Raw genomic sequence first — 26018 nt, 5'->3', positions numbered from 1 at the left:
CTACCACTCGAAAATATTGTTTTGGACTGCTGCCATCCGTTTAATACTTTACATCTTTAAACTTAAAAGACGATGACGAAAAAATTTGGAAATTACTTCCTTTCCATGGCCTTGCTAATGCTTAGTTTACAGGCCTGTTCTCAAGGAAACGGAACTGGAACAGGGGCAACAAAGCCTGACAATGACCGATGGCAACAAGCCATTGAATACAAAATGGAAATTGATATGGACGTGAATACCAACAGGTATCAGGGAGTCCAAAATGTAAAATACACTAACAATTCTCCTGATGCATTAGACAAGGTCTTCTATCACCTATACTTCAATGCTTTCCAACCTGGAAGTATGATGGACGTAAGATCTAGAACCATCGCTGATCCAGACCGCAGAGTAAGAGATAGAATTTTCAATTTGAAAGAAGACGAGATTGGATACCAAAAAATCAAGTCGTTAAAATTAAACGGAAAACCTGTAAAGTATGAAGTGGTAGGAACTGTTTTAGAGGTTCAACTTGACCAACCGATTGCTCCAGGAAGCACTGTTGATTTTGACATGGAGTTTGAAGCGCAAGTTCCTATTCAAATCAGAAGAACTGGTCGTGACAATGCTGAAGGCGTACGTTATTCTATGGCACAATGGTTCCCTAAAATGGCAGAATATGATTACCAAGGCTGGCATGCAGATGAATATATTGGCCGTGAGTTTTATGGTGTTTGGGGTAGCTTTGATATTAAAATCAAAATTGACAAAGACTACTTAATTGGCGGTACTGGTTACTTACAGAACCCTTTAGAAATTGGTCACGGTTATGAAAACGAAGGTGAAACTGTAAACCAAAAAATTGAAGACGGTAAACTTACTTGGCACTTCTTTGCACCAAATGTTCATGATTTCGTATGGGCAGCTGACCCTGAATATGTACACAAGAAATTAACCATGAAGAATGGAATGGTACTTCACTTCATTCATAAAGAAGGACAAAACGAAGAGAACTGGGATAAAGTGATGCCTCAAACAGAAATGTTGTTTGAATATGCAAGCGCCAACTTCGGTGAGTACCCATACAAGCAATTCTCAGTGATTCAAGGTGGTGATGGTGGTATGGAATACCCAATGTCTACATTGATCACAGGATCAAGAGGTAGCCTTATTGGTGTAACCATTCACGAAGCAATGCACGATTGGTACCATGGAATATTAGGCAGTAATGAGGCGCTTCACCCATGGATGGATGAAGGGTTTGCATCATATGCTTCCACTCGTATTTCGAGCCACATTAATAGAGTTACAAGAGGAGAGTCTGAACCAGCAGTTACTTTAGACAACCTAGGAAATAACTCAGGCCAAAGAAGCTATGTAGGTTTATCTAAAAGCGGAAGAGAAGAGCCTTTAAGCACACACTCTGACCATTTCAACATGAATGGTGCATATAGCAGCTCTGCTTATGGTAAAGGTGCTGTTTGGATGAGCCAAATGGGTTACATAATGGGTGAAGAAAATCTTAATAAAGCATTGTTGGCTTACTTTGATGATTGGAAATTCAAGCATCCAAACCCTAATGACCTTATCAGATCTTTCGAAAAAGTATCAGGATTGGAGTTGGATTGGTATAACGAATACTTCGTTTACACTACAAAATCAATTGATTATGGTGTGAAAGAAGTAAGCGGAGAAGGCAACAAAACCAATGTTACTTTAGAAAAAGTAGGCATGATGCCAATGCCAATGGACGTGGTTGTCACTTACAAAGACGGCTCTAAAGAAGTACACTACATGGCTTTGAGAATGATGCGTGGCGAAAAGCCAGCCGAAACTCAAGATAAAAGAATTGTACACCCTGACTGGGCTTGGGTAAACCCTACTTATGACTTCTCAATTGACAGACCAATGTCTGACATTGCTTCAATCGAAATTGACCCTTCAGGAAGAATGGCCGATGTAGAAAGAGGGAACAACAAGTGGGAGGTAAACTCATTGACAACAAACAAATAGTTTACTGAGAATAGAAATTAATGAGCAGCTCAGCCGAAAGGTTGGGCTGCTTTTTTTATGCCCAATCCTGAAAACTCAAAGGTTTTTCAAATCGTGAAATACTTCATATTAAAAGTAATACTATCGAATAAGTCTATTTTCATTCTTTTTCCAATAGTATTTAAACCTTTTCTAAAAGTAAGCGTTAGGTTTTGGCGATATGAATAATCTAATCAGCCAAATGCAAATCCAAGTCAATGAGAAGATCTTCTTAAAAGATCCAAACTCATCGGAGCTTGGTAAAAAGATAATTGCCAACAGCATCGTTTTAATCGATGAAATGGGCTTAGAAAGTTTCACTTTCAGGAAGTTAGCTTTGAAGCTAGAAACCACCGAAAGTTCTATATACAGGTACTTTGAAAGCAAACATAAGCTCCTTTTATACCTTACTTCTTGGTATTGGGGTTGGCTAGAGTATCACCTGGTTTTTTCTACGGCTAACATCTCATCAGCCGAAGAGCGACTTAAAGTGGCTATTAAAGTAGTTTCAATGGACATCCCAGACAATGAAATATTTGGTCACATTAATCTTGGCTTGCTAAATAAGATTGTAATCTCTGAATCTTCTAAAGCCTACCTAACCAAATTAGTAGATGACGCAAATAAGGAAGGTTTTTACGCTGGTTATAAAAGATTAACGGCCAGGGTGAGCGAAATCATTAAAGACATTAATCCCGATTTCAAGTTTGCGAACACCTTAACATCAACCATCATAGAAGGCATTCATCATCAAAAATATTTTGCTGACCACCTGCCAAGCTTAACGGACATCTCAAACAACACTGTTGTGCTCGCTCAATTCTATACTGATATGGCCATTTCAACCATTAAGCAAAATACTCCATAATGAATCCAGCAATAAGTATTTCTCCAGTAAAACGGTTCTTGAACATGCTTAAAGTAGATAAGCGTGAAATCATGAGTGTATATGTATATGCGCTATTCAATGGAATTATCACACTTTCTCTACCGCTAGGGATCCAAGCCATCATCAACCTGATCAGTGGAGGTCAGGTCTCTACTTCGTGGTTTATTCTTGTCACTTTCGTTATCGTTGGAGTTATAGCCTCAGGCGTAATGCAAATTATGCAGCTCACCATTACGGAGAATATCCAGCAAAAAATATTCACACGCTCCGCTTTTGAGTTTGCCTATCGCATTCCAAGAATGAAAATGGAGTCGATAAAAAACGCTTATATCCCAGAGCTTGCAAACCGATTTTTTGACACTTTATCGGTTCAAAAGGGCTTATCAAAAATTCTGATTGACTTTTCGAGTGCAACGCTTCAGGTGGTCTTTGGCTTAATTCTGCTTTCACTGTACCACCCATTCTTTATAATGTTCGGGCTGCTTTTGGTGGTGGTCGTTTACTTAATATTCCGCTTTACAGCGCCTAAAGGATTAAAAACGAGCATCATCGAATCCAAAAACAAGTACATGGTTGCACATTGGCTGGAAGAATTGGCCCGTGCTATGGAAACATTCAAGCTAGCGGGTCAATCTCCATTACCCTTATCTAAAACGGACGATGTAGTAGAGGGCTATTTAACCTCAAGAAAAGCCCATTTCAAAACCTTGCTTACGCAATACATTAACCTAGTCGGTTTTAAGGTATTGGTAACGGCTGGGTTACTCCTCATTGGTGGTCTTCTCGTCATTAATCAGCAAATGAACATTGGCCAATTCGTAGCGGCTGAAATCATTATCATTCTTGTATTAACCTCTGTTGAAAAGCTTATTCTGAGTATGGAAACCATTTATGATGTTCTTACTTCGATTGAAAAAATCGGGAATGTAACGGACATTCCTCTCGACAGCGACAGTGGTACTGCTGGTGATACATCAGACGAACTGGGTCTATCCATTAACATTACCAATTTAGGTTATAGGTTCAGCTATTTAAAAGAAGACACCATCAGGAATGTGAACCTGAGTATTGAATCAGGAGAAAAAATATGCTTATCGGGTTATAATGGCTCGGGTAAATCGCTGCTTCTCCATGTTGTTTCTGGTTTATACGATGAATACAGTGGCTCCATATCATGCCAAGGAGTTCCATTGACAAATTGGTGTAAAGCTGACTTTCATAAACTTATAGGTGACAACCTTACGCGTGGTGATATTTTCAACGCAACCCTTTTCGAGAACATCTCTTTAGGAAAACCTGAAATCACCATGAGCCGAGTACAACAAGTAGCAGAAATAGTTGGTCTTAAAGACTTTGTAGATGCGATACCTCAGGGCTATTACACTACCCTATTGCCCGAAGGACGCAACTTACCACAGAGTATTATCCTGAGGATAATGTTGGCCAGAAGTATTGCTGGGAATTTCAAAATGATTCTCTTAGAAAATGATTTTAATCAATTGAATGAAAAAGATAAAGGCTCTTTCTTAGACTATCTGGTAACTCAGAATTGGACGGTAGTAGCGGTTTCCAACGACCCATTTGTGGCAAATAAGTTCGACCGCACCATTGTTATGGAAAAGGGAGAAATAATAGCGAAGGGTACCGTGGCCTCAATGACCACTTACCCATGGTATTCAAACGTTTTTTCAAAAAAATAACAATAGCATGCTAAACATAAGTCCTAACAAAATTGAGGGGAAGGTTGATACGTCAAAATTCCGATCGTTTGCCATGGTAAAGGATTATCATGCTGGTAAAACCTTTACTCGCCTCATCATTATATTCTTCATCCTTTTTATTCTTGCGCTGTTCTTGCCTTGGACACAGAACATTAGATCGACAGGTGTAGTGACTACTTTGCAGCCCGATCAGAGGCCGCAAAACGTGAACTCCGTTATTAGTGGCCGAATAGAAAAGTGGTATGTAAGAGAGGGCAATTATGTAAATAAGGGAGACACACTTCTCTATATATCCGAAGTGAAAGACGATTATTTCGATCCTGAACTTCTATCTAGAACGCAAGATCAAATCACTTCTAAGTCTTCAAGCTTAGATTCTTATTCAGGAAAAATAAATGCTTTAGAGAACCAAATTGAGGCCTTACTAAAAACCAAGGAACTCAAGTTAGAGCAAGCCAAGAATTATATCCGTCAAATAGAACTTAAAATTCAATCGGACAGCATTGATTTTCAAGCATCTAAAACAAACAATTCAATTGCCGAAAACCAATTGGAGAGGATGGAGCAACTTCATAAAAGCGGTTTAAAATCGCTGACAGACTTAGAAAGCACTCGATTAAAGCTTCAAGAAACGCAAGCAAAAAAGATTAGTGCCGAAAACAAATTACTCAGCAGCAGGAATGAACTCATTAATGCCCAAGTAGAAATTAACTCTATTGAAAATCAATACCGCGACAAGCTGGCGAAAACGGAATCAGACAAATACACTGCAATGTCCAATAAGTTTGATACCGAAGCCACGGTGTCAAAAATGGAAAATCAGTATAAGAATTATTCTGTGAGGTTGGGCATGCATTACATTACAGCCCCACAAAACGGATACATTACTGAGACGATTAAGTCAGGGATTGGAGAGACTCTAAAGGAAGGGGAACAACTACTCACCATTATGCCATCTGAGTATGACTTGGCTGTTTCACTTTACATTAAACCTATGGACTTGCCTTTGATTCGAGAAGGTCAACCCATCCGTTTCATATTCGATGGCTGGCCGTCCATTGCCTTTTCTGGCTGGCCCAACCTGTCGTATGGAACATTCGGAGGTGAAGTCGTGGCCATAGACAATTTCGCCAGTCCGAACGGACAGTATAGAGTTTTGGTCGCTCCAGATGATAATGATGAGGCTTGGCCAGAAGGTTTACGCGTAGGTTCTGGTGCCAATGGAATGGCCTTGCTAAAGGATGTACCGATATGGTATGAGCTATGGAGAAAACTCAATGGCTTTCCAGCAGACTATTATGTTTCGGAAAACAGTTCGGACAAAATCCAAAAAAAGAAGTAATGAGAAGATTGACCAAAACCATCTTATTACTTTCAGTCTGCTATAATTTCACCTTTGGGCAAGAGGAAAACAAAGTGTTCACCCAAGATCAGCTTCTTTGGTATATAGAAAACTATCACCCAGTTGCACAGCAAGGCAGGCTTTTGATCGACCAAGGAGAAAGCTCTATTCGAGCTGCTCGTGGTGGATTTGACCCAAAGTTATTCGCCAACTTAGATCAAAAACAGTTTGACGAAAAGGAATATTACAGCATTCTGAACAGTGGATTAAAAATCCCGACTTGGTATGGTGTTGAATTTAAAACTGGGTTTGAGCAGAACAGAGGTATATACTTAAACCCTGAAAATAAAGTCCCCAATGGAGGGCTTTGGTATGGCGGTATTTCAGTATCACTAGGTCAGGGCTTATTTATTGATAAACGCAGGGCTGAGTTGCAAAAAGCCAATGTATTCGCCTCTTCCACTATCGCTGAGCAAAAAGTACTGATGAATGAACTTTACTTTGATGCCATCAAGCAATATTGGAAATGGGTGCAGACCTATAATGAGTATAACGTTTTTGAAGAATCTGTCAGCTTAGCCGTCACTCGTTTTGAAGCCGTAAAAAACAGCTACCTACTCGGTGACAAACCAGCCATAGATACGCTGGAAGCCAAAATTCAGATTCAAAACAGAGAACTGAGCCGCAACGAGTATAAGCTTGCCTACCAAAATGCTACACTCGAACTCTCGAACTACTTGTGGTTTGTAAACAATACGCCATTAGAGATTACTAATGAACTCAGACCTCCCCTTTTCGATGAGATTGTGCTGAGCATTCAAACTTCTTTTGATACACTTCAAACCATAGTTGATGCCATTCCAAGTGCTCATCCTGACATGCAGCTTTATGACTTTAAATTGTCTTCATTAGAGATTGAAAGAAAGTTGAGAGCGGAGAAAATAAAACCAAAACTCAACCTCAACTATAACTTCTTAAGCGAACCAGTTGGTGACAACTTCATCAACAATTTCTCAAGCCAAAACTACAAATGGGGTCTTGAATTTAGCTTACCTATCTTCCTGAGAGAAGAACGCGGCAACCTTCAATTGGCCAAGTATAAAATTCAACAAACACAGTTCGGCCAACGCCAAAAGCAACAGGAAATAAAGAATAAAGTACTCAGCTATTTCAACGAGCATATTGCCTTAAGGGAACAAGTAGAAATTTACAAAGACGCAGTTCTTAACTATGGCCGCTTGCTTGAAGGTGAGAAGATTAAATTTGACACAGGAGAAAGCTCTCTTTTCCTAGTCAACTCCCGTGAATCCAGCTTAATTGACGCTAGGCTCAAGGTAATCGCATTGGTTTCTAAATTCAATATTTCAAGCACTGGAATTGATTATGCTTCGGGTCGGCTATTTTAGTATATCATCGCCACAATTTAAACTATACTAGTGGGCCAGCTGATTTGGCTTATATTTAGCCAATTGAATGCATCACTAACTATGGAAAACTCTTCGCTTTACATTATGAGTATCATGTACATTTTAGCGGGTGTCATGCATTTTATTAAACCTAAAGCATACCTCAGGATTATGCCGCGTTACCTCCCTTACCATCTACCATTGGTGTATGTGAGTGGAGTTTTCGAAATCGTTTTTGGTGCTTTATTGCTCTTTCCCGCTACTCAAGAAATTGGTGCTTGGGGAATTATTGCTGTGCTCATTGGGGTTTTTCCCGCCAATATCCACATGCTCCAAACGAATAAGGTTAAAAAGACATGGTACATTATCGCACTTTGGATTAGGCTTCCACTTCAAGCCTTTTTAATCTATTGGGCTTGGACGTTTACCTAGCCAGTCTATTCTACTGAACACTAAACCAGCAGTCGATCTACTCGTCTAAAATCACAGACGAGTCAATAAAATTGATTTCGCCAGCATTTTCGGTATATTCAGTACTATTTTACTCAAGCAGCACAACCACAAACTACTCTATGCAAACCCACCCTCGTTTTAGGTTAATCTTCATATTGCTTTTATTTTTGTCTGCCTCCCAGTGGTTGTTCGCCCAAACCAGTGAGTTTAAGAACTACTCTTACGCTGAGCTTTTTCAGATGATAGAAAGTTCGGAAGACTCCACTTTTAGGCTTGAGAATGCCATTATTAAATATGATCAGGCTACCGATAGTCGTTTTGGATATAGTAGTGCACCTGGAAGTTTCATAAGGGTCTTCAATAATACTGACACCATTGTAATAGACAAAGAATTAGTGCTCACTAATGTACACTTCGATATTTCTGACAGAAGACAGTCCATCCCCTTGCATCATATCAAATTCAATAAGAGTGTTGCGTTGCGCAACACTTCATCTGTGCTGTTTACAAACTGTACATTCGAAGGACGACTGACCATTATGTCAACAGAGTCCATGGCAAACACGATTGAATTATTAGATAGAAACAGCCGAAGCATAAATCTAGCCGTAGCCGTAACAGACAGTAAGCTCAAGAAAAGCGTAAACATGGATTTAGGTACTACAGATGAAAAAATGAGATCTCGAATAAGGATCGAAAATTCTGAAATATGGGGCTCTAAAGAAGGGCGAGGGTCTAGATTCAATGGGACTTCAGTAGTCTCAGTTACCGTTAAAAACTGTACGTTTTATGAACAAGGTAGAGTTACCATCACTGGAAATTTAACGGATCAGGTAGATGTCTCCGGTAACGACTTTGGGGAGTGGATTGCTGAAATAAAGGTTTTAGGTTCTATGGAATTGAATACTTCCATCTTGGAAGAAAACACCTTTAACAATCATGTGCTCTTGGATTTTGATGACCTAACCACCAGCAGTACTTTCCAGTGGTCTCAATGGGGCGATCAATTGATCTCATCACAAGGCTATAACGACTACTTCAATACCCTCGCTGATTCTGTGAAAATGAGTAGCTTCATAAGTTATGAAGCCAATGATAGCATTCTCGCTAACTATAAAAATGATATAGTTCAGTTTGGAAAATCGTACAAACAAGAAGTGAAGTTGAGGGGTAAGCTCCTTGATTTATATAAGGCTCAACACGATTTAGAAGATGTAAATACAGTTTATATTGGAATTAAAAACTTAGAGACGGAGCGCTTAGCTTATCTCTATTCTCAAAATCCATCCTTCAATACATTCTTTAAATGGAAAGTAAATCAGTTTCTCAAGGCCTTTTCGGATTACGGAACAGAGCCTTCAAAAGCCATAGTGTTTTCGGTAAATGTGGTCATTCTATTCGCCTTCATTTATCTCTTTTTCCCAAATAGTTGGGATGAACAAGGCAAGCATAGAATACTGCATCGTTTCGACTTCTTCCAAAAATACCTGCGAAGCAAAGAAGGCATGAACGACATCTACTTGGTAGAGAAAAAGAAAGAACTCAGTGAATATGATGCTTTTAAAAAGCGAATAGAGGATGGGAAATTAGAACTACCTCGTTTCTTTATTGTTTGGTCTAAACCAGTGTATAATGCGGCCATGGTAGGCACAAAACTCACAAGCAAAGCACTTAAGTTCACCGATATTCTGAGTGGCGAGTGGCATAAGCTTAGCCCTACTCAAAAGCGTTGGAAAAACATACAAATTGGGACCTACCTGATTATTGGTGTCGGTTTCGACCTCTCCATACGCGTGCTCAATGCCCTTATGTTAAGCATTAATGCCTTTACTACTTTGGGCTTTGGCGAAATTCCTATCAAAGGCCTCCCTCGCTATTTAGCCATTATAGAAGGTTTTATTGGCTGGTTTATGCTTACCATATTCAGTGTATCGCTGATATCACAGTTGCTCAATTAAACCACAGCATAAAAAAAAGCAGCGCCAAATAGCACTGCTCTCTTAATACATATAAGATTGATTCTCTTAACGTCTCTGAATCGAAGTCAAAGGCTGATTTGTCAATACTAAATGCTGAATAAAGAACTCCATCATTCTTTCAGAGTTCACTGCCGTATGACCTCTATCAGGACCTACTTGAACTTCGAAACTCTTGCCTGCATCTTGTAAAGCCTTGATCAATTGCATTGAGTTAGACGGGTGAACGTTGTTGTCCGCAGTTCCATAATAAATCATCAATTCACCTTTCAAGTTTGGCGCATACTTAGCTAGCCTGAAATTATCATACCCTGCTTTGTTATCCTCTAAAAGGTTCATGTAACGCTCAGTATAGATGTTGTCATAGAATACCCAATCCGCAACAGCTGAATTAGCAACAGCGGCTTGGTATACATCAGGAAATCTTAGCAAACTCATCGCTGCAGTAGTTCCACCATAAGAAGTTCCATATACACCCACTCTGTTTTTATCGAAATAAGGGCGGTTATAAAGTGATTTAATACCTTCCGCAAAGTCATCTTGCTCCACAATACCCAAGTGACCATAGAGTTGATCAAGTAATCTCTTACCTCTACCTCTCACGTTTCTACCATCAATACTTACTACTAAGAATCCATACTCAGTCAATGGACTTGGCATAGAAAAGTTCTCAGAGAATTCGTTTGTCGCTGGGCCACCGTAGTTGGCCAAAAGCGTTGGGTATTTTTTGTTAGGATCGAAGTTAGATGGGAAGTTAATCATTCCGTGTAGCTGTGTAACCCCATCAGCCGAAGTGAATGTAAATACCTCTGCTTTTTTCAATCCTAGTTCATTGAACTTAGTCAAATCACTTTTCGCTAACTCAGCAACTACTTTACCTTTTGCATCTACCAGATTAGTAACAGGCGCAATGTTATGTGTTTGAGCAACATCCACAAAATATTTCCCATCAGGAGAAACATTCACACTGTGGTTAAATTTAGGGTCAGTTAAACGGGTATCTTTTGTCCCATCTAATTTCACTCTGTGTAACTGCATTTTCATGTGGTTTTCACCACTTCTGGCCATGTAATACATTTCACCAGCTTTCTCGTCTATCTTAACAATGTTTGATACTTCGAAAGGATGACTAGTAATGGCATTGATCAATGTACCATCAAAATTGTATAGATAGTAGTTATTGAAGCCAGAACGCTCAGAAGCCCAAACGAAACGCTTTCCATCTTCTAAAACTTGAATTTCAGGAGTGTTTTTCGTGAAACTTGGTAACCACTCTTCCCGAACTACTACTCTAGATTTCCCTGTAATTGGATCAGCAGCACGGTACTCCATGATGTCTTGCTTGCGGTTGGTGCTATGGAAAAGCAATTCCTTTCCATCAGGCGTCCAATCCATGCCATAAAGGTAGGTACCTACGGCACCATCGTTAAATGGCTTGCCATCACGGGTATCCAATTTCTTCATTTGCTTGGTGTCAATATCATACACCATCAAGTCAACAGGCAAATTATCTGCACCCACTTTAGGGTAAGACATTACTTCCAGAGAATCATAAAGTTTCAGTTGATCTAAAAGCACATAGTACTTTTGAGCATTCTTCTCATCAAATCTGTAAAAAGCAATCTTTTTACTGTCAGGCGACCACCACATAGCAGTACGCTGACCTAGTTCTTCACCATAAACCCAAGTGGCAATACCATACTTGATTTGATTCTCAGGATTACCATCGGTAGTGATAGCAACGACATTGCTTCCGTCAGGATTACTCAGGTACATGTTTCTGTCCTTTGTAAAAGCCATTAATTTACCGTCAGGAGAATCCGCTGAAGGAAATTGTCTTCCCCTGGCTGGACCACGGCTGAAACCTCTTCCTCTAGACGCTGCTTCTGGCGCATCGATTTCAGTTGTCTTTTTCTTTTTAACGTCATACTGGTATCTCTTACCATCCTTTGTGTACTCAAATGACGATCCATCGTCACTCCACTGTACAAATAGGCTTCCCGAAACAACGGACGATCTAATCTGAGGTGCTACCTTCTGATATTGATCATAACCAGGCATGCTTTTTAGCTTGTCCTGCGCTGTCAAAATGCTCGCACTGCTAGCCAAAAAGACCACAGCGGCTATCACTGATGCAAGTTTCTTTTTCATTGAGTTCATTTTAATATCGATTTTCATTCCAAAAAGGGAACACGTGGCTAATACTACTACTTTCGACTGTAAAAAAATAGTATAAAGTGATTATACGGTCAATACATTATAACATCAGTCCGTATTGGTTATCATCGTAATCTATTCAATAATGGCTGCCAAAAAAGAAAGATAAAGCTCAGTGTCAAATACTTCATTACCTATCTTCGCAGCGAATAAGGATAAACCGAACATGAACCACCTAAAAACACTTCGATTACTCGCCATTTTAGAAGGAATAAGTTATTTACTTTTACTCGGCATTTGCGTGCCCCTAAAATATATCTTCAACATTCCGGAGCCCACCCACCCCGTTGGCTTGGCGCACGGAGTGTTATTTGTCAGTTATTGCCTTTGGGTACTTATTGTAGCAAGAAAAAAGCAGTGGTCCATAGTCGTTACATTTTTATCATTATTGGCCTCTCTTCTTCCCTTTGGTACTTTTATAGCTGAAAAGAAATATTTCAGGGATGAAAATTAAATCCCCTCCCAATCAAAAGTTTTATCTTAGCAACAAATAAAGCATTATGAATACACCCAATTGGACCACCGTTAAAGAATACCAAGACATCACCTACAAAAAATCAGGCGATGGCGTAGCTAGAATTGCATTCAACCGCCCAGAAGTGCGTAATGCTTTTCGTCCTAAAACTGTGTCAGAATTATTCGATGCATTCTTAGACGCCCGCGAAGACACTTCCATCGGTGTAGTTTTGCTTTCAGGCGAAGGCCCATCGGCCAAAGATGGTGGCTGGGCATTTTGCAGCGGTGGTGACCAAAATGCTAGAGGCCACCAAGGCTATGTAGATGATGATGGAATGCCAAGGTTAAATATCCTTGAAGTTCAGCGTTTAATCCGTTTTATGTCGAAAGTTGTGATTGCCGTAGTGCCAGGATGGGCTGTTGGTGGCGGACATAGCCTCCACACCGTTTGTGACCTGACCTTGGCAAGTAAAGAACATGCTATTTTCAAGCAAACGGATGCCGATGTCACCAGTTTTGATGGTGGTTATGGCTCTGCATATTTGGCCAAAATGGTAGGTCAAAAAAGGGCAAGAGAAATCTTCTTCTTAGGAAGAAATTATTCTGCCCAAGATGCTTTTGATATGGGTATGGTGAATGCAGTAATTCCACATGATGAATTGGAAGATACTGCCTACCAATGGGCACAAGAGATTTTAGAGAAGTCACCCACTTCGATCAAAATGTTGAAATTCGCTATGAACTTAACTGATGACGGGATGGTTGGGCAGCAGGTATTTGCTGGAGAAGCAACCAGGCTTGCTTACATGACAGACGAAGCCAAAGAAGGTAGAAATGCCTTCTTAGAAAAGCGAAAACCCAATTTTAAAGACATTAAATGGATTCCTTAAGTTGACAAATCAGAACCGTCACTGCGAGATGCAAGACATGCTTTAGCAATGGACTGAAACTAAAAAGTCTCAAAACCGCAGTTTCTGTGATTTTAAAGGAGAGATTGCTTCGCGTAATCGGCATCTCTCAGAATCGAATTAAAGGCTCGCAATGACCATAAAGAAGCCCTGTCCGTATAAAACGAACAGGGCTTTTGTTTTTAAGTTAAAGGGAGTTCTCTATAAATCTCTTTTTAATACCATTCTTGTCGTAGCCCAATAGAATAGGGCTCCCCACAGTATAACAAGACCCATTTCGTGCCAAGCAACATAGTCTTGTACTTCCATAAAGGCATATTTTGGGAACGGATTATGAATTAGCGAATTAATAGTTTTTACAGGAAGAAGGTACTCAACCCATTCAATATTCTTCACTTTACTCCAAACATAAAACCCATTTTCAACAGCCAAAACCCAGAAAATCAGTAAGCCCATGGCTATAATCGATTTCCTTATGAGCGTCCCAACAAAAAGCGTAAAAAGCAAGAATGCGAACAGCTGGAAGAAAAAGGCCAAAAGGAAATAAACATCGCTGAATACGAGCGCGAAAGAAATTTCACTTGAATAAATGAAGCCTGTTATCAAGCCTAGCACAAATAAGGCTAACGTTGACACAGCACTTAAAAAGCCAGCCATAATAATCTTCGACCAAATAAATTCATTTTTAGTCAGGCCATCAATTACATTTTGCCTGATGGTTCTATACGAATACTCGTTGGTGATTGAGAATATTAGACTAAAGCCAAGCAACATCTTAAACCAGATCATCACACTTGTGAGGTTCTGCCAAATGTCTGGAAACTCATAAAAAGGAATAATGGTTGGATCAATCCCGTCAGCACCAAATTCAGTAAATTTTGCCTTCAGAAACTGGAAGAAGGGCATTACCCCCATGCTCACAATAACCATTGCAACGATGTACATAATGGCCAATACCTTAAATGCACGGTTTGGCATTACTTTTTTCAGTTCTATTTTCAGTAATCTCATCATTGGGCACCTCCTTCTTTATTACCAGCTAAAATTTCTAAGAATTGCTTTTCAAGGCTCTTCGATTGCACCAGCAAATGCTTGGCGGTGATTCCCTGCTTGAACAGATAAGCATTTACTTCTGCAGCGGAATGATCTCCCTCCATCTTAATAATGTACTTATCAAGTTCTCGCTTCACTGTCGTCCCGAGACCTGATGCCTCCAAAACGGTCTGCAAATCGTCATGATCGGCTTTTACTTCTACAGAAACTGAGCCCTTACCAACGTCTTCTACCAATCCATTATAGATCAATTTACCGCGCTGGAGCACACAGAAATGTGAGCATACTTTTTGAACTTCGTCTAGTAAATGGCTAGCAATAATGATGGTTTTACCACTATTGGCAATTTCAATAATGAGTTCTCTGATTTCGGCAATTCCTTGAGGATCGAGGCCATTCGTAGGCTCATCCAGAATCATTACCGTAGGGTTGCAAAGCAATGCTGACGCAATGGACAGACGCTGCTTCATTCCCAGTGAGAAGGTTTTAAATTTTGTATCCTTGCGCTCATCAAGTCCTACTTGCGTCAATACCTCGTCTACCCTAGCATAAGGGACTTCCTTGATATCGCATACAATTTTGAGGTTTTGAACCGCAGTGAGGTAGGGATAAAAAATGGGATGCTCTAAAATAGCTCCTATTGTTTTTCGGGTATCCTTATTCGCTTTTTCTCCAAACCATTCAAATTGACCACTGGTTTGGTTAATTACGCTTAAGATAATACCGAGGGTAGTCGTTTTTCCGCTACCGTTGGGGCCGAGAATGCCGAAGACATCTCCTTTCTTCACCTCAAGATTGAGGTTATCAAGTGCCCTGACTCTTCCATATTGCTTGGAGAGCCCTTTAATTGACAATACAGTTTCCAAATCGTGTTTTTGAGTTTTGTTGATATTCAGCAACCGGCCCATCCAAAACCAGTTCCCGTAATTCTTTTAATTGAAAGCGTCCAAGATGGACTCAAGGCCGCTAGTATTTTTACTCATAAATTCAGAGAGTTTCATGATTTGCTTTAGGTCAGGATATCCTTCAATATCCACCACACTAATCCCTTCTTCTGACCTCATCACCACTACAAAACCTTTGGGTTTTTCAGCAGTCCCTTTCATCATAAAGTTCATATTTGCCTCAGACATACGGGCTGTCATCATTGATTCATAGCCTTCTAAGAGAATATCCTTTTCAAGTTTAGAAAACATAGGATCATCCATTTCATACCTCTCCTTATCGAATACAAAGAATTTCACTTTCTCAATGTTCTTGATTACGGAAGAAAAATCAGGTAGTCCTTCAATTTCGTCTGTCATTTGCAATTGTAAGTTGGCAAACATTTTAAGCGTACTCTTATAAAAAAATAACTTCAGTGTGGGCTTATTGTCGTTCCTGAATTCTTCAACACTCTTGCTTTGACCGAAAGCAAGAGTGGAGAATAAGACCAGCGTTAGTATCAGTGTTGTTTTGCGCATAATCCAAATATAAAAAATTGTTGAGTTTTTGAATTTAAAAAGGGATAAAAGGACTATTTCCCACCTAAGTGTTTAAATTCATCCATCCCTAAACTCTTAGAGAGCTTATACAATTGGTTGATATCAATACCATCTCCAACAATACTCACCATTCCAAACTCTCTGTTTCCTCCCATTACCATAAAGAGCTCGTCAATTTTATTGCCCTTCTCTTTGATATAGAATTTGATATCTTTGTCTTCATCTCTAACAGACATTAACTCTTCAAAATCTCTGCCTTTGATAGCGCCCATTGCCTCTTTGTACATAGCAACTCCATCAACATCCTTTTGAGCAAAAAGCACTTTTACTCCTTTAATTTTACCTAGTGACTCAACCAAAGCCTTATCTTCATCATCCTCTACTTGGATAGAGTTGATCATTGCAAACATTTTCCCACTGATGGATACAGCACTAAACTTATCAGTGTCCTTTTCGTACTTCGAAAAATACTTCGAAATCGCATCATTCTGAGCTTGTGCTCCAAAGGCCATTACAGCCATTACCATAATCATTGCTAACTTTTTCATTTTGTTCTATTTTAAGTTTTTAAAATTTCTTTTCTAAAATATCCATTTCACTAATTGGCTCCATTCCTCTGGCGGCATCCCCCATATATTTAAGACCTTCCATTCCGACATCCATTTTACTCATGCTATTCAACTCATTAAGACTGCTTGAGCCCGTATTCATGTAGTTGGACACCATCACAAGTTGTTTTTTCAATTCCTTCAAAGCCAACTCTGGAGAATCAAACGTATCTTCTTGTTCGTATTCCTTTTGTTGTTGCATAAAGAAGTATGAGCTAGTGATCAACACCAACATTGCTGCTGCCACTCCTGCATACCGTTTAAAATAACCAGACATACTGATTACTTTCGTTTCAGGTTTTTCTTCAATCAATGCTAAAATCTCCCGATCGAAATCATCGCCTAAGCTTAGTGCTTGCTCCGATTGAAAGTGACCAAACATGACCTTCAGTTCTTCCATCTCCTCTGAATTGTCAGCTTTTGCCACCAATTCCTTCAGTTCTTTTTCTTCTTGAATACTTGACTCTGAAGCCCAGTATTTTTCTAATAATTGCTCCATTCTAGAGTCCATAAGCATTTTCTTTAATTAGGCTTTCCTTCAACTTTCTGCGTGCTCTAAACAAATTCGTTTTCACCAAATTGATATCTATTTCCAGCATATCGGCTATTTCTTTATAGCTGTAGCCTTCAATATCTCTTAACTGCATTACCTCGCGTTGTCTGTTAGGAAGTGCATCAATTAAAAACTGAATGCGATTCATTATCTCGTTTCGTTCAGCCAATACAACTGGCGTATCCTTTTCTTTTCTAGTGTCAAATTCGACTTCAAAAAGATCAGTTTTCTTGACATGTTTAGACCGCAGCTTATCTAGGGCCTTGTTTCTGGTCACCTGCATACACCAAGCTTCCAGGTTATTAATGTGTTTGACTTCATCTCTTTTTTCCCACACCTTAATCATACATTCTTGTACCACATCCTTCGCCAATTCCTCATCTTTTACAATGTTAAAGGCAAAGCGGTAAAGTTTGTTCTTTAAAGGCAGAACGTCAGTTTTGAACTGTGCTACATCCATAATCAATGGTTAGACGGCAGGTTGTTAAGACTTGTTAACACTGGTGTTAGAAATTATTGTTAAGGACACAAAAAAACCGCCTTCTAAAGATAAAAAGCGGCAGGTGCTATAGGGTAGAAATCTATGATTTTATTTGCAGTATTTCTCCATAAGTAACTGTGCATCTGGCGTTTCAGATAAAGAAAACTTAACACAGGCCTCATCTGCTCTATTTAACTCTATCAATACCAAGCCCCAATAATGGTTTAGTAAAGGAATTGAGTCATCATACTGCGCAGCCAGTTCAATATTTCTTAGTGCGGAGTCAAAACTCTTACTCTCGTAATAAAAAATCGCCTTGTTGCGGTAAGCCCATGGGTTTCTAGGATCAAGTCTGATCCCCATATTTATGTCTGCTTCTGCCTTTTCAAGATTTCCTAAATTCAAGTATATAAAGCCTCTATTATTGCTGAAGTAGCCATTTCTGCCATCTATTTCTATTGCCTGATTTACTTGCTTCAAAGCCTCTTCAAAATCACCTTCCTGTGTAGCTATTAACGCCAAGGTATTGTAGATGTTCGGCTCAGTAGCATCAATGGTAATTGCCTTTTGAAGTAGTTTTCGGGCTTCTTCATATCGATTAGACATGTAATAGGCATTGGCTTGATTTACCACAGCCTCCACATTTTTCGGATCCTTCTGATAGGCCATATCAAACTTTACGATGGCCTCATCATAACGCTTAAGATCTGTAAGGGCCAATCCTTCAAATAAATAAGTATATGCGCTATCAGGGTAAGCCTTATTTAAATACTCGGCATCTTCTAAAGCACGCTCTAAATTCCCTGAAACTAGGTTCACTTCAAACCTATTTTTATAGGCATCTATATAGGTCGGGTCTATTTGTAAAATGGCAAAAGAGTAATCATTAAGTGCTTCGGCATAATGACCACTTTTGAATAAAGCTACCCCTCTATTGTTATAGGCTTCTTTAAACAATGGATCTTTCCCGATGGCCTCAGTATACAGTCTAATGGCTTCTTTATAATTCAAATCAGCCAATTCATTGTTTCCCATCAATAGGAATCTCCCAGCTTTCGCCTTGTCGTTATCACAACCCAAGGTTGTACATAAGAGGATCAGTATTAGGTAGAAATGTTTAGTTTTTTGCATGACGCTCAAAATTAGCCCTCGTGCTTTTACAAACCTATTTTTCATTGCGTAATAAATCTTCTTACTTTTAACGGATGTCTAAAAAATTCTCTGTCTTGGCAAGGTTAAAAAGCTTCAAATTTGCTCTTAAGGGGCTTTGGCATGTAGTTCAGCACGAGCATAATTTCAGAGTTCATTTGTTTGCCACCCTTCTAGTTCTTTTATTGGGCTTTTATTTAAACCTGTCAGTGTTTGAATGGCTTTGGATTGTCGCGGCAATTGCCATGGTGTTGGTGGCCGAACTTTTTAATTCTTCTATCGAAAAGCTAGTGGACTTAGTTTCACCCGACTTTAACCCTAAAGCAGCTATTATAAAAGACATCGCTGCTGCCGCTGTTCTTATTACGGCTATTACTGCGGTAGTAATCGGCACAATTATTTTTTACCCATATTTTTTCAACTCATGACAAAAGCACAAAACAAAACCAAAGTAACCAAAGTAAGTGTTACCGATTTTTTAAACAGTTTAGCAGAAGAAAAGAAAAAAAACGACTGTGTTATCATCAAAAACTTAATGGAAGAAATAACTGGCGAACCCGCCAAAATGTGGGGTCCTTCCATTGTTGGTTTTGGTACATACCATTACAAATACGACAGCGGAAGGGAAGGTGATTCTCTTAAAGTTGGTTTTTCGCCAAGGGTTCAAAACCTTACGCTTTATATTATGCCCGGCTTTGACAGGTATGAAGAATACATGGCGCAATTGGGTAAACATAAAACAGGAAAATCATGCCTGTACATCAAACAGATTGAGGACGTAGATATTGAAGTATTGAAGGACTTAATCAAGGATTCTTACGATTACATGACCAACAAATATGGATGATAGAAGAACTCGTTCCGAACGCTTCGGGACAAAGTGGAGATGGCTTTATTTAGTTGGAGGGATATTTTATTTGGCTAACGGAATAAGCTCCCTGATTAAACCCAGAGAGGTTTATGACTACCTTGGGTTCGACTTTAATCGTTGGGCTTATATTGGTTTGCACCTTATTGTGGCTTTCCTTTTATTACGGCTATTTATAAAGAATCAGAAGCTACTGCGCCAGCAAATAAAAGATGAGGTAATGAATCGACAGCATAAAGAAAACTGATAAAAAACAAGTTCTAGGTAATTCACCTATTTTGAACATATTCAAGAACAAAGGGTGGGGTATTTTCAACTGAGCAGGTAGTAGTTCCAGTCAATGAAATACACTTTTACCTCACTACTTTTATTAGGGATATTCTTCACAGGATGCAACTCCTTTGATGACCAAACAAATTCAGTAAAAACACTGAATGTAGAGAATGCGGTCCATCGAAATTTAAATAAAGAAGCCTCTGAATTACTCGAAGACATGGAATCCATTGTTCAATCTGGTCTCTTTAAGTTTGAGATTTACAGTATAGAAGGAGTACTGATAGAAGTGCTAAACAATTCATCAGATCTTTCGAGTTGCTTTATCAAAAAGTTTGACCCATGCCGTATGAGCATCAAATCCGTTAAAGTAGAAGGGAAATTCTTAATCGAAACAGCAGCCGATCTAGAGTTATAGTCCTACACAGCCACTTTTATGGCCCACTCTGGCTTGGTGGTTTTTACCTTGGCTTTCAATTCATTTAGAATATTATAGAGGCCAAAGTACGTACGGTTAATGTAGAGCCCATCTCTCGCTCCCCTTGCCCTTTCACTTTCCCTGAACTTGGCCGATTGAGAAATTACTTCACCCATTTCATAGATTTTCCTAAAGTAACTATCCTCACCAAAGTCGAATTCATTTTGGTGAAATGGTTGCCCTAAAACACCCATCATGTCTTTGATTACCGCAGAAAAATAGACTTTATCTTCCTGTTTATCGTCTGGATAAATAAACTGCAATTGAGTAAAAAGCTGCTCTAATTCTTTGTCTTCATGAAGAATATCCTTCCTTATTAGCTTGAAGTACGGATCATAAAATTCATCTGGAATCACCTTTACACATCCAAAATCGATAACACCCAATTCGGCATCATCATTAATAATGAAGTTCCCAGGGTGTGGATCGGCATGCACTTGCCTTAAAGTATGGATCTGGAAGTCGTAGAAATCCCAAAGGGCCTGCCCAACCTTATTCCTTTCCTCCTGAGATGGATTTGATTTCATAAACTCTTTGAGCACCTTTCCATCCATCCAATCCATGGTAATGATGCGCTCATCTGATAATTCAGGGTAATACTTTGGGAACCTAATATTTTCAATGTGAGCACAAGCTTCTGAAATTTCTACCGAGCGCTGTACTTCCAGCAGATAATCGGTTTCTTCAATCAACTTCGTCTCCACCTCTTCCATATAATGGTCGAGGTCCTTTTCATTTAAATTCATTAGACGAACCGCAAACGGACGCACCAATTTAAGGTCGGAACGAACACTAGACGCTACTCCTGGGTATTGAATTTTAACTGCATATTCCTTCCCGTTTAAAGTGGCTTTGTGCACCTGCCCAATGGAAGCCGCATTGACGGCATTTTTGGTGAAAGTCTCAAAAATTTGAGTGGGCGATTTCTTGAAATATTGTTGGAAAGTTTTTACCACCAAAGGGTAAGACAATGGAGGGGCACTGTATTGTGCCATGGAAAATTTATCTTGATAAGCTGTTGGCAGCATGTTTTTATCCATGCTCATCATTTGCGCCACCTTTAATGCACTGCCTTTTAGCTCGCTCAAGGAATTATAAATATCCCGAGCATTGTCTTCGTGCAACTGATCTTTTGAAATAGACGGATTCATTACTTTTTTGGCGTAATGTTTCATGTAATTACCTCCCACCTTGGCGCCAGTAGTTACAAACTTGGCCGCCCTCTGCACTTTCCCTGTAGGTATTTTAGATTGTTCTTTCATCTTGTTTATTACAACCCTCCAAGGGTTTCAAAACCCTTGGAGGGTTAGTTTCATTTATCTATTCTGAAAAAGGAATTTTCCGAAATCAATCATGGAATCTAATGGCCCCTTGCCCATTAGATCGAAAGATAAGTTCACGGCCTTTTCAATGGCCTCGTCTGTTTTTTCAAATGCTTTGGAGTCGTCTTTCATCCAGAAATTGAAAACAAATAAAAACTGAAGCCAAATTCCTTCATAGTACTTATCGCTTATGTACGGCCTATTTTGCACCTCTTCGGTTTCTTTGGCTTCTGCCAACACCTCATTCACAAAATCTTTAAAATCCTTTCTAAATTCTTTAAGGTGAGCGGGCGTAAATTCTGGTTTGATCGTTTTCTTAACGGTCAGCAGAATAAAGCTTCGATTGCTTTTTAGAACCTCAATAAAGGTAAAATAGAAGGCCAGAAGCTTTTCTCGTGCTGAATATTCAGCATAGACTTCTTCGGCTTGAATTGCAGTAATGGTTTCTCTAAGCCAATCGCGCCAAAGCTCCTTTTCTAGGGTATCAAAAGAGTTGAAGTTCTCGTAAAAAGCCTCTTCCTTAATCTTCAATTCTTTCACAAACTTAAAGATAGAAGCAGGTCTGTTTCCGTGTTCAAGAATATGCTCGATGTAGGCCTTCTTGAGTTTTTCTGAATCGTTCACCTTCGCTTTAGAAGATTTACTTGTCGCCTTCTTTTCCATGACTCGGTTAACCTAAGTTGTAAGCAAAAGGTTATTGTAGAAGGGTATTATTTTGGAAAAAATATTCTCGTAAAACCTAAACCGTTCTTCGTTGAATTTCATTCAAAAAGCCCTCCTTGTAGGATTCGCCTATTGGAATCCACTGCTCCTTAATTTTAACTTTGCTCTTTTCTATAATATCGATGGCATCTAAAGCAATCACAAAGGACTTGTGTACGCGTGAAAATCGGTTTGAGGGCAAGGTCGGCAAGAGCTTAGAGAAGCTTTGCAGAATCATAATCTTTTCTGTCGGGGTGACTATGCGCAAATAGTCCTTCATGCCTTCTATATATAGAATATCGGACAGGCGTATTTTCTTCGTTTTGTATTCTGTCTTCACAAATACAAAATCATCCGTTTCCTTCTGTAATGGTTCTTGTGATCCTTTGATGCGCTGAACAGACTTAAGAAAACGTTCAAACGAAATCGGCTTGAGCAAGTAATCTTTCGCCTCAAGTTCAAAACCTACTACTGCATATTGGTTATAGGCGGTAGTAAAAATCACATTACATTTCTTCCCAATCAATTGAGCCACTTGTATGCCTGACAGGTCAGGCATTTGAATATCGAGAAAGAGTAAATCAATTGTATTTTTATTAATATATTCAATGGCCTCTACACCTTTATCAAAGCTTCCGACAAAACTTAACCACGGCACTTTGTTTATATACTCTTCTAAAATCTCTATGGCCAATGGTTCGTCATCCACTACCATGCATCTAATTTTATCCATGATTTCTAATGGTTAGTTTTATGTTGAAATGCAATCCGTTTTGCTCTACGTCTAGGTCAAAGCCTGAAGGGTAAATAAGCTCTAATCTCCGCCTAATATTTCCCATCCCTATTCCGCCTACGCTGTCTTTTTGTTGAGCGTCATTCCTCTCTACCACTCCATTCCTCACCTCATACACCAAATCATCTTCAACTCTCAACTGAACCTGAATGGCATCAGGACGATTAAGTTGAGCACCATGTTTAAAGGCATTTTCAACAAAAGGAAATAAAATCAATGGAGCAATGTGCTTTTCAGAGATATTACCTTCTACTCTAAAACTCACAATTCCTTTGGCTTTAAACCGAAGTTCTTGAAGGTCGATAAAGCTTTGGAGGTATTGAAGCTCTTTCTTCAAAGGCACCAATTCAGTATTCGAATCATAAATCATATAGCGCATCAGTTCCGAAAGTTTCATTATGGACTCTGGTGCTCCATCTGCCTTTTTATAGGCCAGTGTATGAATATTATTGAGCGTATTGAAAAGAAAATGAGGGTTAATTTGTGACTTAAGGAAAGCCAGTTCACTGGTGAGGTTTTGATTTTCAAGCTCTCTTCTGATTCTTAAATTCTTGAACCAATCGAAAGTAAACTTGCCAATGCCCGCCATCATTACCACAAACAAGCAGGACAAAACCCGCACCCCATAGGCAGTCCAAAAGCGAGCTTTTTCTAAAGCCGCTATGGGGGTGATATCGGCTGGAAAGAAGTGCGCTAAAGCCGCATTGGTTAAAAACACCAAAAACGGGTATATGGCCAAAATCAATACAATTAAACCAATAAGCATTCTCACTTTCTGGTTCATCAGCAATTTAGGAATGCCAATGCTATAGAGGTAGTAGAACACACTCATATCTACAATGGCCACTGAAATAATGTACCAAACACTAAACTCAGTACTGAAACGATTTCCTAAAAAAGTTAAGTTGATAAAAGAGAGATAAAGTCCCCAAGCAACAATATGCAGGACGGCTATAATTAAATCTTCCTGGTGCTGATCAAGCCAAGCCTTAATATTTTTCATTCTCTTAGAGAGACGATTGAAATGAAGAAAGGTCTCAAACCTTGATTATTAATTAAGTTGCTTGTTTTTGGTAGAGCATTAGCTTCTATTGATCTAGAGAATTACTCCATTGGTATAATTAAAAATAGCTTGGTTGTCAAAACCAAATATCCATCGTCTTTCAACTAAATACTGAAAAATGCCAAAATCAATTATTCAAACCAACAACTTAACCTTCCATTTCGGCAGCTTTAAAGCATTGGATCAGGTGAATCTAAATGTGCCCGAAGGTAGCATTTATGGTTTCTTGGGGCCGAATGGAGCAGGTAAAACTACCACCATAAGAATTCTACTCGATCTTTTCCATTCCAAACCGGGGCAAGTAAAATTGTTCAACAAAGAACTTCTTCCCAACAAAGTAGAATTACTAGGTAAAGTAGGCGCACTGATTGAAAATCCTTCTATCTACAAACACCTTACTGGTCGACAAAACCTTGAGGTAGTCAGACGGATGATTGGTGCTCCAAAATCTAGAATTGACGAAGTGCTTAAAATCGTTCGACTGACGGATAACGCAAATAAAAAAGCCAAGAACTATTCCTTAGGCATGTGCCAAAGACTGGGGCTTGCTTCTGCCCTCATCAGCGACCCTGATCTGCTCATTTTAGACGAACCCACGAACGGGCTTGACCCGAGTGGCATTATCGAAATGCGCGAATTGATTATGCGCTTGAATAAAGAACATGGTAAAACGATTTTCCTTTCGAGCCATATTCTTACTGAAATCGAAAAAATGGCCACCGATGTAGCCATTATCGACCAAGGTAAAATCATGTATGAAGGCAAACTCGATGGACTTCATAGCAACGACTCTGGTCAGTTTTTAGAAATTAAGCTCGACAACGTTCAAAAGGCAATCGAAGTAATCAAGGAGTTGAATTATACCATCTCTGAGCATGACAGTAAAACCATAACGTTGCCAATCTCTGACAAAACTGATATCTCAAAAATCAACAAAGCTTTGGTGCAAAACGATATCGAAGTCTATCAGCTTAAATCTACTGAGGAAACCCTCGAAGCCATCTTCTTAAACCTTACTAAAAAATTAGACCAATGAATATAGCACTACAACTCAAAAGAGGGATTTCAGCAGAAATATTCAAATACAAAAAGACCTTTACCCTTTGGCTGCTCATTTTAGCGCCAGCCTTTGTACCCATTATCAACTTTATTATACTGTGGCGAAAAGGCCCAGAAATGATTAAAGAAGGAATGAATGCGTGGCCGACCCTGATTGGCTTTAGTATTGACCCCGCTAACTTTCTATTCCCATTTTTTGTAATGATGGTCGCCTTATTGGTCAACAATATTGAGTACAGCTCGAATACTTGGAAACTGATTTATGCACAACCGCTTTCACGTTTGGCACTCTACCTTTCAAAAATGAAGGTGTTCATTGTCATGATCTTTATCAGCCTAATGTTATTTGGCACCTTCACAATTCTTGTTGGCTTGTCTATGCGTGTTGTACAGCCGGGTTTAGGTTTCGAAGAAAGCTTCAGTTTTGGTTTTGAATATGCGTTGATGTTTAAAATTTTCTTGGCCACTTTAGGCATGGCTTCTATCCAATTCTTTATTAGTCAACAATCAAAGAATCTGATTTTACCACTGGGCATTGGCATTGCTGGGTTGATCTCTTTTATGATTGTTGTGCAAGGTTGGGAGTACGCTCCTTACCACCCTTATGGTTATGCCATTCTTGCCACTGGCGGAATCAGGCAAGAGGGTTATCAAATCTGGGCAGATATGGTTTCTGTGTATAAAAGCTTAATCGTTGCAGCTGCAATGTTTACCCTCGCAGGAGTGACTCAACTCAGAAAACGAATCGTTTAAA

Annotated in this window: 27 protein-coding genes; 15 read left to right on the top strand and 12 right to left on the bottom strand. The window is 39.3% G+C overall.

What is annotated here, in order from left to right; all coding sequences use genetic code 11:
• Nucleotides 1–72 precede the first annotated feature (72 nt).
• From AWN68_RS03920 to AWN68_RS03890, 7 genes are all read left to right on the top strand, one after another.
• A complete protein-coding gene (locus AWN68_RS03920) occupies nucleotides 73–1992 on the top strand; it encodes a M1 family metallopeptidase (RefSeq protein ID WP_068411742.1) in 1920 nt (639 codons plus the stop codon).
• Between the two features lie 199 nt (nucleotides 1993–2191).
• Nucleotides 2192–2878 (top strand): TetR/AcrR family transcriptional regulator, encoded by a 687-nt coding sequence (locus AWN68_RS03915; RefSeq protein ID WP_068411739.1) that lies wholly within the window; start codon nucleotides 2192–2194, stop codon nucleotides 2876–2878.
• The gene (locus tag AWN68_RS03910; RefSeq protein WP_068411736.1) at nucleotides 2878–4599 is read left to right on the top strand and encodes a peptidase domain-containing ABC transporter; all 1722 of its coding nucleotides are present in this window, start codon (nucleotides 2878–2880) and stop codon (nucleotides 4597–4599) included. Before AWN68_RS03915 ends, AWN68_RS03910 begins: the two co-directional genes overlap by 1 nt.
• 7 nt (nucleotides 4600–4606) lie before the next feature.
• Complete coding sequence (locus AWN68_RS03905; protein WP_068411733.1) at nucleotides 4607–5962, top strand: HlyD family secretion protein; 1356 nt, start codon at nucleotides 4607–4609, stop codon at nucleotides 5960–5962.
• On the top strand, nucleotides 5962–7368 hold the full coding sequence (locus AWN68_RS03900) for a TolC family protein (RefSeq protein ID WP_068411730.1): 1407 nt from the start codon (nucleotides 5962–5964) through the stop codon (nucleotides 7366–7368). The genes AWN68_RS03905 and AWN68_RS03900 overlap by 1 nt, the downstream gene beginning before the upstream one ends.
• Before the next feature lie 81 nt (nucleotides 7369–7449).
• A complete protein-coding gene (locus AWN68_RS03895) occupies nucleotides 7450–7800 on the top strand; it encodes a DoxX family protein (RefSeq protein ID WP_068411728.1) in 351 nt (116 codons plus the stop codon).
• A 176-nt stretch (nucleotides 7801–7976) separates the two neighbouring features.
• Nucleotides 7977–9779, top strand: a complete 1803-nt coding sequence (locus AWN68_RS03890; protein WP_157716069.1) for a potassium channel family protein — start codon at nucleotides 7977–7979, stop codon at nucleotides 9777–9779.
• A 66-nt stretch (nucleotides 9780–9845) separates the two neighbouring features.
• Here the strand turns inward: AWN68_RS03890 and AWN68_RS03885 are convergent, their stop codons facing one another.
• On the bottom strand, nucleotides 9846–11948 hold the full coding sequence (locus AWN68_RS03885; RefSeq protein ID WP_068412209.1) for a S9 family peptidase: 2103 nt from the start codon (nucleotides 11946–11948) through the stop codon (nucleotides 9846–9848).
• A 232-nt stretch (nucleotides 11949–12180) separates the two neighbouring features.
• Here AWN68_RS03885 and AWN68_RS03880 point away from each other — a divergent pair, with 232 nt between their 5' ends.
• Both AWN68_RS03880 and AWN68_RS03875 read left to right on the top strand, forming a co-directional pair.
• Nucleotides 12181–12468 (top strand): DUF3817 domain-containing protein, encoded by a 288-nt coding sequence (locus AWN68_RS03880; RefSeq protein WP_068411722.1) that lies wholly within the window; start codon nucleotides 12181–12183, stop codon nucleotides 12466–12468.
• 46 nt (nucleotides 12469–12514) lie between these two features.
• The gene (locus AWN68_RS03875; RefSeq protein ID WP_068411720.1) at nucleotides 12515–13360 is read left to right on the top strand and encodes a 1,4-dihydroxy-2-naphthoyl-CoA synthase; all 846 of its coding nucleotides are present in this window, start codon (nucleotides 12515–12517) and stop codon (nucleotides 13358–13360) included.
• Nucleotides 13361–13579: 219 nt separating this feature from the next.
• Here AWN68_RS03875 and AWN68_RS03870 read toward each other — a convergent pair whose 3' ends face one another.
• The 7 genes from AWN68_RS03870 to AWN68_RS03840 form a co-directional block, all read right to left on the bottom strand.
• Nucleotides 13580–14392, bottom strand: a complete 813-nt coding sequence (locus tag AWN68_RS03870; protein ID WP_068411717.1) for an ABC transporter permease — start codon at nucleotides 14390–14392, stop codon at nucleotides 13580–13582.
• The gene (locus AWN68_RS03865) at nucleotides 14389–15297 is read right to left on the bottom strand and encodes an ABC transporter ATP-binding protein (RefSeq protein WP_068412208.1); all 909 of its coding nucleotides are present in this window, start codon (nucleotides 15295–15297) and stop codon (nucleotides 14389–14391) included. The genes AWN68_RS03870 and AWN68_RS03865 overlap by 4 nt, the downstream gene beginning before the upstream one ends.
• A 66-nt stretch (nucleotides 15298–15363) precedes the next feature.
• Nucleotides 15364–15894, bottom strand: a complete 531-nt coding sequence (locus tag AWN68_RS03860) for a DUF4252 domain-containing protein (protein ID WP_068411714.1) — start codon at nucleotides 15892–15894, stop codon at nucleotides 15364–15366.
• A gap of 53 nt (nucleotides 15895–15947) precedes the next feature.
• Entirely contained in the window at nucleotides 15948–16463 is a 516-nt protein-coding gene (locus AWN68_RS03855) for a DUF4252 domain-containing protein (RefSeq protein WP_068411712.1), read from the bottom strand.
• Nucleotides 16464–16482: 19 nt separating this feature from the next.
• Entirely contained in the window at nucleotides 16483–17034 is a 552-nt protein-coding gene (locus AWN68_RS03850; RefSeq protein WP_157716068.1) for a hypothetical protein, read from the bottom strand.
• The gene (locus AWN68_RS03845) at nucleotides 17024–17536 is read right to left on the bottom strand and encodes an RNA polymerase sigma factor (protein WP_068411707.1); all 513 of its coding nucleotides are present in this window, start codon (nucleotides 17534–17536) and stop codon (nucleotides 17024–17026) included. Before AWN68_RS03845 ends, AWN68_RS03850 begins: the two co-directional genes overlap by 11 nt.
• Nucleotides 17537–17665: 129 nt before the next feature.
• Entirely contained in the window at nucleotides 17666–18688 is a 1023-nt protein-coding gene (locus AWN68_RS03840; RefSeq protein ID WP_172796027.1) for a tetratricopeptide repeat protein, read from the bottom strand.
• A gap of 74 nt (nucleotides 18689–18762) precedes the next feature.
• Here AWN68_RS03840 and AWN68_RS03835 point away from each other — a divergent pair, with 74 nt between their 5' ends.
• The 4 genes from AWN68_RS03835 to AWN68_RS03820 all read left to right on the top strand — a co-directional run bounded on the left by AWN68_RS03835 (nucleotide 18763) and on the right by AWN68_RS03820 (nucleotide 20265).
• Nucleotides 18763–19134 (top strand): diacylglycerol kinase family protein, encoded by a 372-nt coding sequence (locus AWN68_RS03835; RefSeq protein ID WP_068411701.1) that lies wholly within the window; start codon nucleotides 18763–18765, stop codon nucleotides 19132–19134.
• Nucleotides 19131–19553 (top strand): DUF1801 domain-containing protein, encoded by a 423-nt coding sequence (locus AWN68_RS03830; protein WP_068411698.1) that lies wholly within the window; start codon nucleotides 19131–19133, stop codon nucleotides 19551–19553. Before AWN68_RS03835 ends, AWN68_RS03830 begins: the two co-directional genes overlap by 4 nt.
• Nucleotides 19546–19821 (top strand): hypothetical protein, encoded by a 276-nt coding sequence (locus tag AWN68_RS03825; protein ID WP_068411696.1) that lies wholly within the window; start codon nucleotides 19546–19548, stop codon nucleotides 19819–19821. The genes AWN68_RS03830 and AWN68_RS03825 overlap by 8 nt, the downstream gene beginning before the upstream one ends.
• Before the next feature lie 93 nt (nucleotides 19822–19914).
• Nucleotides 19915–20265 carry a hypothetical protein gene (locus AWN68_RS03820; RefSeq protein WP_068411692.1) on the top strand — a complete coding sequence of 117 codons (351 nt, stop codon included), beginning with the start codon at nucleotides 19915–19917 and terminating at the stop codon, nucleotides 20263–20265.
• A 2-nt stretch (nucleotides 20266–20267) separates the two neighbouring features.
• Here AWN68_RS03820 and AWN68_RS03815 read toward each other — a convergent pair whose 3' ends face one another.
• The 4 genes from AWN68_RS03815 to AWN68_RS03800 all read right to left on the bottom strand — a co-directional run bounded on the left by AWN68_RS03815 (nucleotide 20268) and on the right by AWN68_RS03800 (nucleotide 24145).
• Nucleotides 20268–21587 (bottom strand): ABC1 kinase family protein, encoded by a 1320-nt coding sequence (locus AWN68_RS03815; protein ID WP_068411689.1) that lies wholly within the window; start codon nucleotides 21585–21587, stop codon nucleotides 20268–20270.
• Nucleotides 21588–21641: 54 nt separating this feature from the next.
• Nucleotides 21642–22310 (bottom strand): TetR/AcrR family transcriptional regulator, encoded by a 669-nt coding sequence (locus AWN68_RS03810; protein WP_068411687.1) that lies wholly within the window; start codon nucleotides 22308–22310, stop codon nucleotides 21642–21644.
• A gap of 76 nt (nucleotides 22311–22386) precedes the next feature.
• Entirely contained in the window at nucleotides 22387–23082 is a 696-nt protein-coding gene (locus AWN68_RS03805; RefSeq protein ID WP_068411685.1) for a LytR/AlgR family response regulator transcription factor, read from the bottom strand.
• Entirely contained in the window at nucleotides 23075–24145 is a 1071-nt protein-coding gene (locus AWN68_RS03800) for a sensor histidine kinase (RefSeq protein WP_068411682.1), read from the bottom strand. Before AWN68_RS03800 ends, AWN68_RS03805 begins: the two co-directional genes overlap by 8 nt.
• A gap of 178 nt (nucleotides 24146–24323) precedes the next feature.
• Here AWN68_RS03800 and AWN68_RS03795 point away from each other — a divergent pair, with 178 nt between their 5' ends.
• The gene (locus tag AWN68_RS03795) at nucleotides 24324–25241 is read left to right on the top strand and encodes an ABC transporter ATP-binding protein (protein ID WP_068411679.1); all 918 of its coding nucleotides are present in this window, start codon (nucleotides 24324–24326) and stop codon (nucleotides 25239–25241) included.
• The gene (locus AWN68_RS03790) at nucleotides 25238–26017 is read left to right on the top strand and encodes an ABC transporter permease (RefSeq protein WP_068411676.1); all 780 of its coding nucleotides are present in this window, start codon (nucleotides 25238–25240) and stop codon (nucleotides 26015–26017) included. The genes AWN68_RS03795 and AWN68_RS03790 overlap by 4 nt, the downstream gene beginning before the upstream one ends.
• Nucleotide 26018: the final 1 nt, after the last annotated feature.

The sequence above is a fragment of the Roseivirga echinicomitans genome (assembly GCF_001592935.1).
Taxonomy (GTDB): Bacteria; Bacteroidota; Bacteroidia; order Cytophagales; family Cyclobacteriaceae; genus Roseivirga; species Roseivirga echinicomitans.
The sequence above is the reverse complement of the archived record's forward strand: the minus strand, read 5'-3'. Positions and strand labels throughout refer to the sequence as shown.

What these genes read in the sequence shown, in the direction of transcription:
- AWN68_RS03805 (WP_068411685.1), bottom strand. Translation starts at nt 23,082, where the DNA reads ATGGATAAAATTAGATGCATGGTAGTGGATGACGAACCATTGGCCATA.
- AWN68_RS03790 (WP_068411676.1), top strand. Translation starts at nt 25,238, where the DNA reads ATGAATATAGCACTACAACTCAAAAGAGGGATTTCAGCAGAAATATTC.
- AWN68_RS03850 (WP_157716068.1), bottom strand. Translation starts at nt 17,034, where the DNA reads ATGGACTCTAGAATGGAGCAATTATTAGAAAAATACTGGGCTTCAGAG.
- AWN68_RS03840 (WP_172796027.1), bottom strand. Translation starts at nt 18,688, where the DNA reads ATGCAAAAAACTAAACATTTCTACCTAATACTGATCCTCTTATGTACA.
- AWN68_RS03885 (WP_068412209.1), bottom strand. Translation starts at nt 11,948, where the DNA reads ATGAAAAAGAAACTTGCATCAGTGATAGCCGCTGTGGTCTTTTTGGCT.
- AWN68_RS03810 (WP_068411687.1), bottom strand. Translation starts at nt 22,310, where the DNA reads ATGGAAAAGAAGGCGACAAGTAAATCTTCTAAAGCGAAGGTGAACGAT.
- AWN68_RS03835 (WP_068411701.1), top strand. Translation starts at nt 18,763, where the DNA reads ATGTCTAAAAAATTCTCTGTCTTGGCAAGGTTAAAAAGCTTCAAATTT.
- AWN68_RS03845 (WP_068411707.1), bottom strand. Translation starts at nt 17,536, where the DNA reads ATGGATGTAGCACAGTTCAAAACTGACGTTCTGCCTTTAAAGAACAAA.
- AWN68_RS03800 (WP_068411682.1), bottom strand. Translation starts at nt 24,145, where the DNA reads ATGAAAAATATTAAGGCTTGGCTTGATCAGCACCAGGAAGATTTAATT.
- AWN68_RS03825 (WP_068411696.1), top strand. Translation starts at nt 19,546, where the DNA reads ATGGATGATAGAAGAACTCGTTCCGAACGCTTCGGGACAAAGTGGAGA.
- AWN68_RS03895 (WP_068411728.1), top strand. Translation starts at nt 7,450, where the DNA reads ATGGAAAACTCTTCGCTTTACATTATGAGTATCATGTACATTTTAGCG.
- AWN68_RS03875 (WP_068411720.1), top strand. Translation starts at nt 12,515, where the DNA reads ATGAATACACCCAATTGGACCACCGTTAAAGAATACCAAGACATCACC.
- AWN68_RS03905 (WP_068411733.1), top strand. Translation starts at nt 4,607, where the DNA reads ATGCTAAACATAAGTCCTAACAAAATTGAGGGGAAGGTTGATACGTCA.
- AWN68_RS03910 (WP_068411736.1), top strand. Translation starts at nt 2,878, where the DNA reads ATGAATCCAGCAATAAGTATTTCTCCAGTAAAACGGTTCTTGAACATG.
- AWN68_RS03815 (WP_068411689.1), bottom strand. Translation starts at nt 21,587, where the DNA reads ATGAAAGAACAATCTAAAATACCTACAGGGAAAGTGCAGAGGGCGGCC.
- AWN68_RS03880 (WP_068411722.1), top strand. Translation starts at nt 12,181, where the DNA reads ATGAACCACCTAAAAACACTTCGATTACTCGCCATTTTAGAAGGAATA.
- AWN68_RS03915 (WP_068411739.1), top strand. Translation starts at nt 2,192, where the DNA reads ATGAATAATCTAATCAGCCAAATGCAAATCCAAGTCAATGAGAAGATC.
- AWN68_RS03860 (WP_068411714.1), bottom strand. Translation starts at nt 15,894, where the DNA reads ATGCGCAAAACAACACTGATACTAACGCTGGTCTTATTCTCCACTCTT.
- AWN68_RS03900 (WP_068411730.1), top strand. Translation starts at nt 5,962, where the DNA reads ATGAGAAGATTGACCAAAACCATCTTATTACTTTCAGTCTGCTATAAT.
- AWN68_RS03920 (WP_068411742.1), top strand. Translation starts at nt 73, where the DNA reads ATGACGAAAAAATTTGGAAATTACTTCCTTTCCATGGCCTTGCTAATG.
- AWN68_RS03820 (WP_068411692.1), top strand. Translation starts at nt 19,915, where the DNA reads ATGAAATACACTTTTACCTCACTACTTTTATTAGGGATATTCTTCACA.
- AWN68_RS03795 (WP_068411679.1), top strand. Translation starts at nt 24,324, where the DNA reads ATGCCAAAATCAATTATTCAAACCAACAACTTAACCTTCCATTTCGGC.
- AWN68_RS03870 (WP_068411717.1), bottom strand. Translation starts at nt 14,392, where the DNA reads ATGATGAGATTACTGAAAATAGAACTGAAAAAAGTAATGCCAAACCGT.
- AWN68_RS03830 (WP_068411698.1), top strand. Translation starts at nt 19,131, where the DNA reads ATGACAAAAGCACAAAACAAAACCAAAGTAACCAAAGTAAGTGTTACC.
- AWN68_RS03855 (WP_068411712.1), bottom strand. Translation starts at nt 16,463, where the DNA reads ATGAAAAAGTTAGCAATGATTATGGTAATGGCTGTAATGGCCTTTGGA.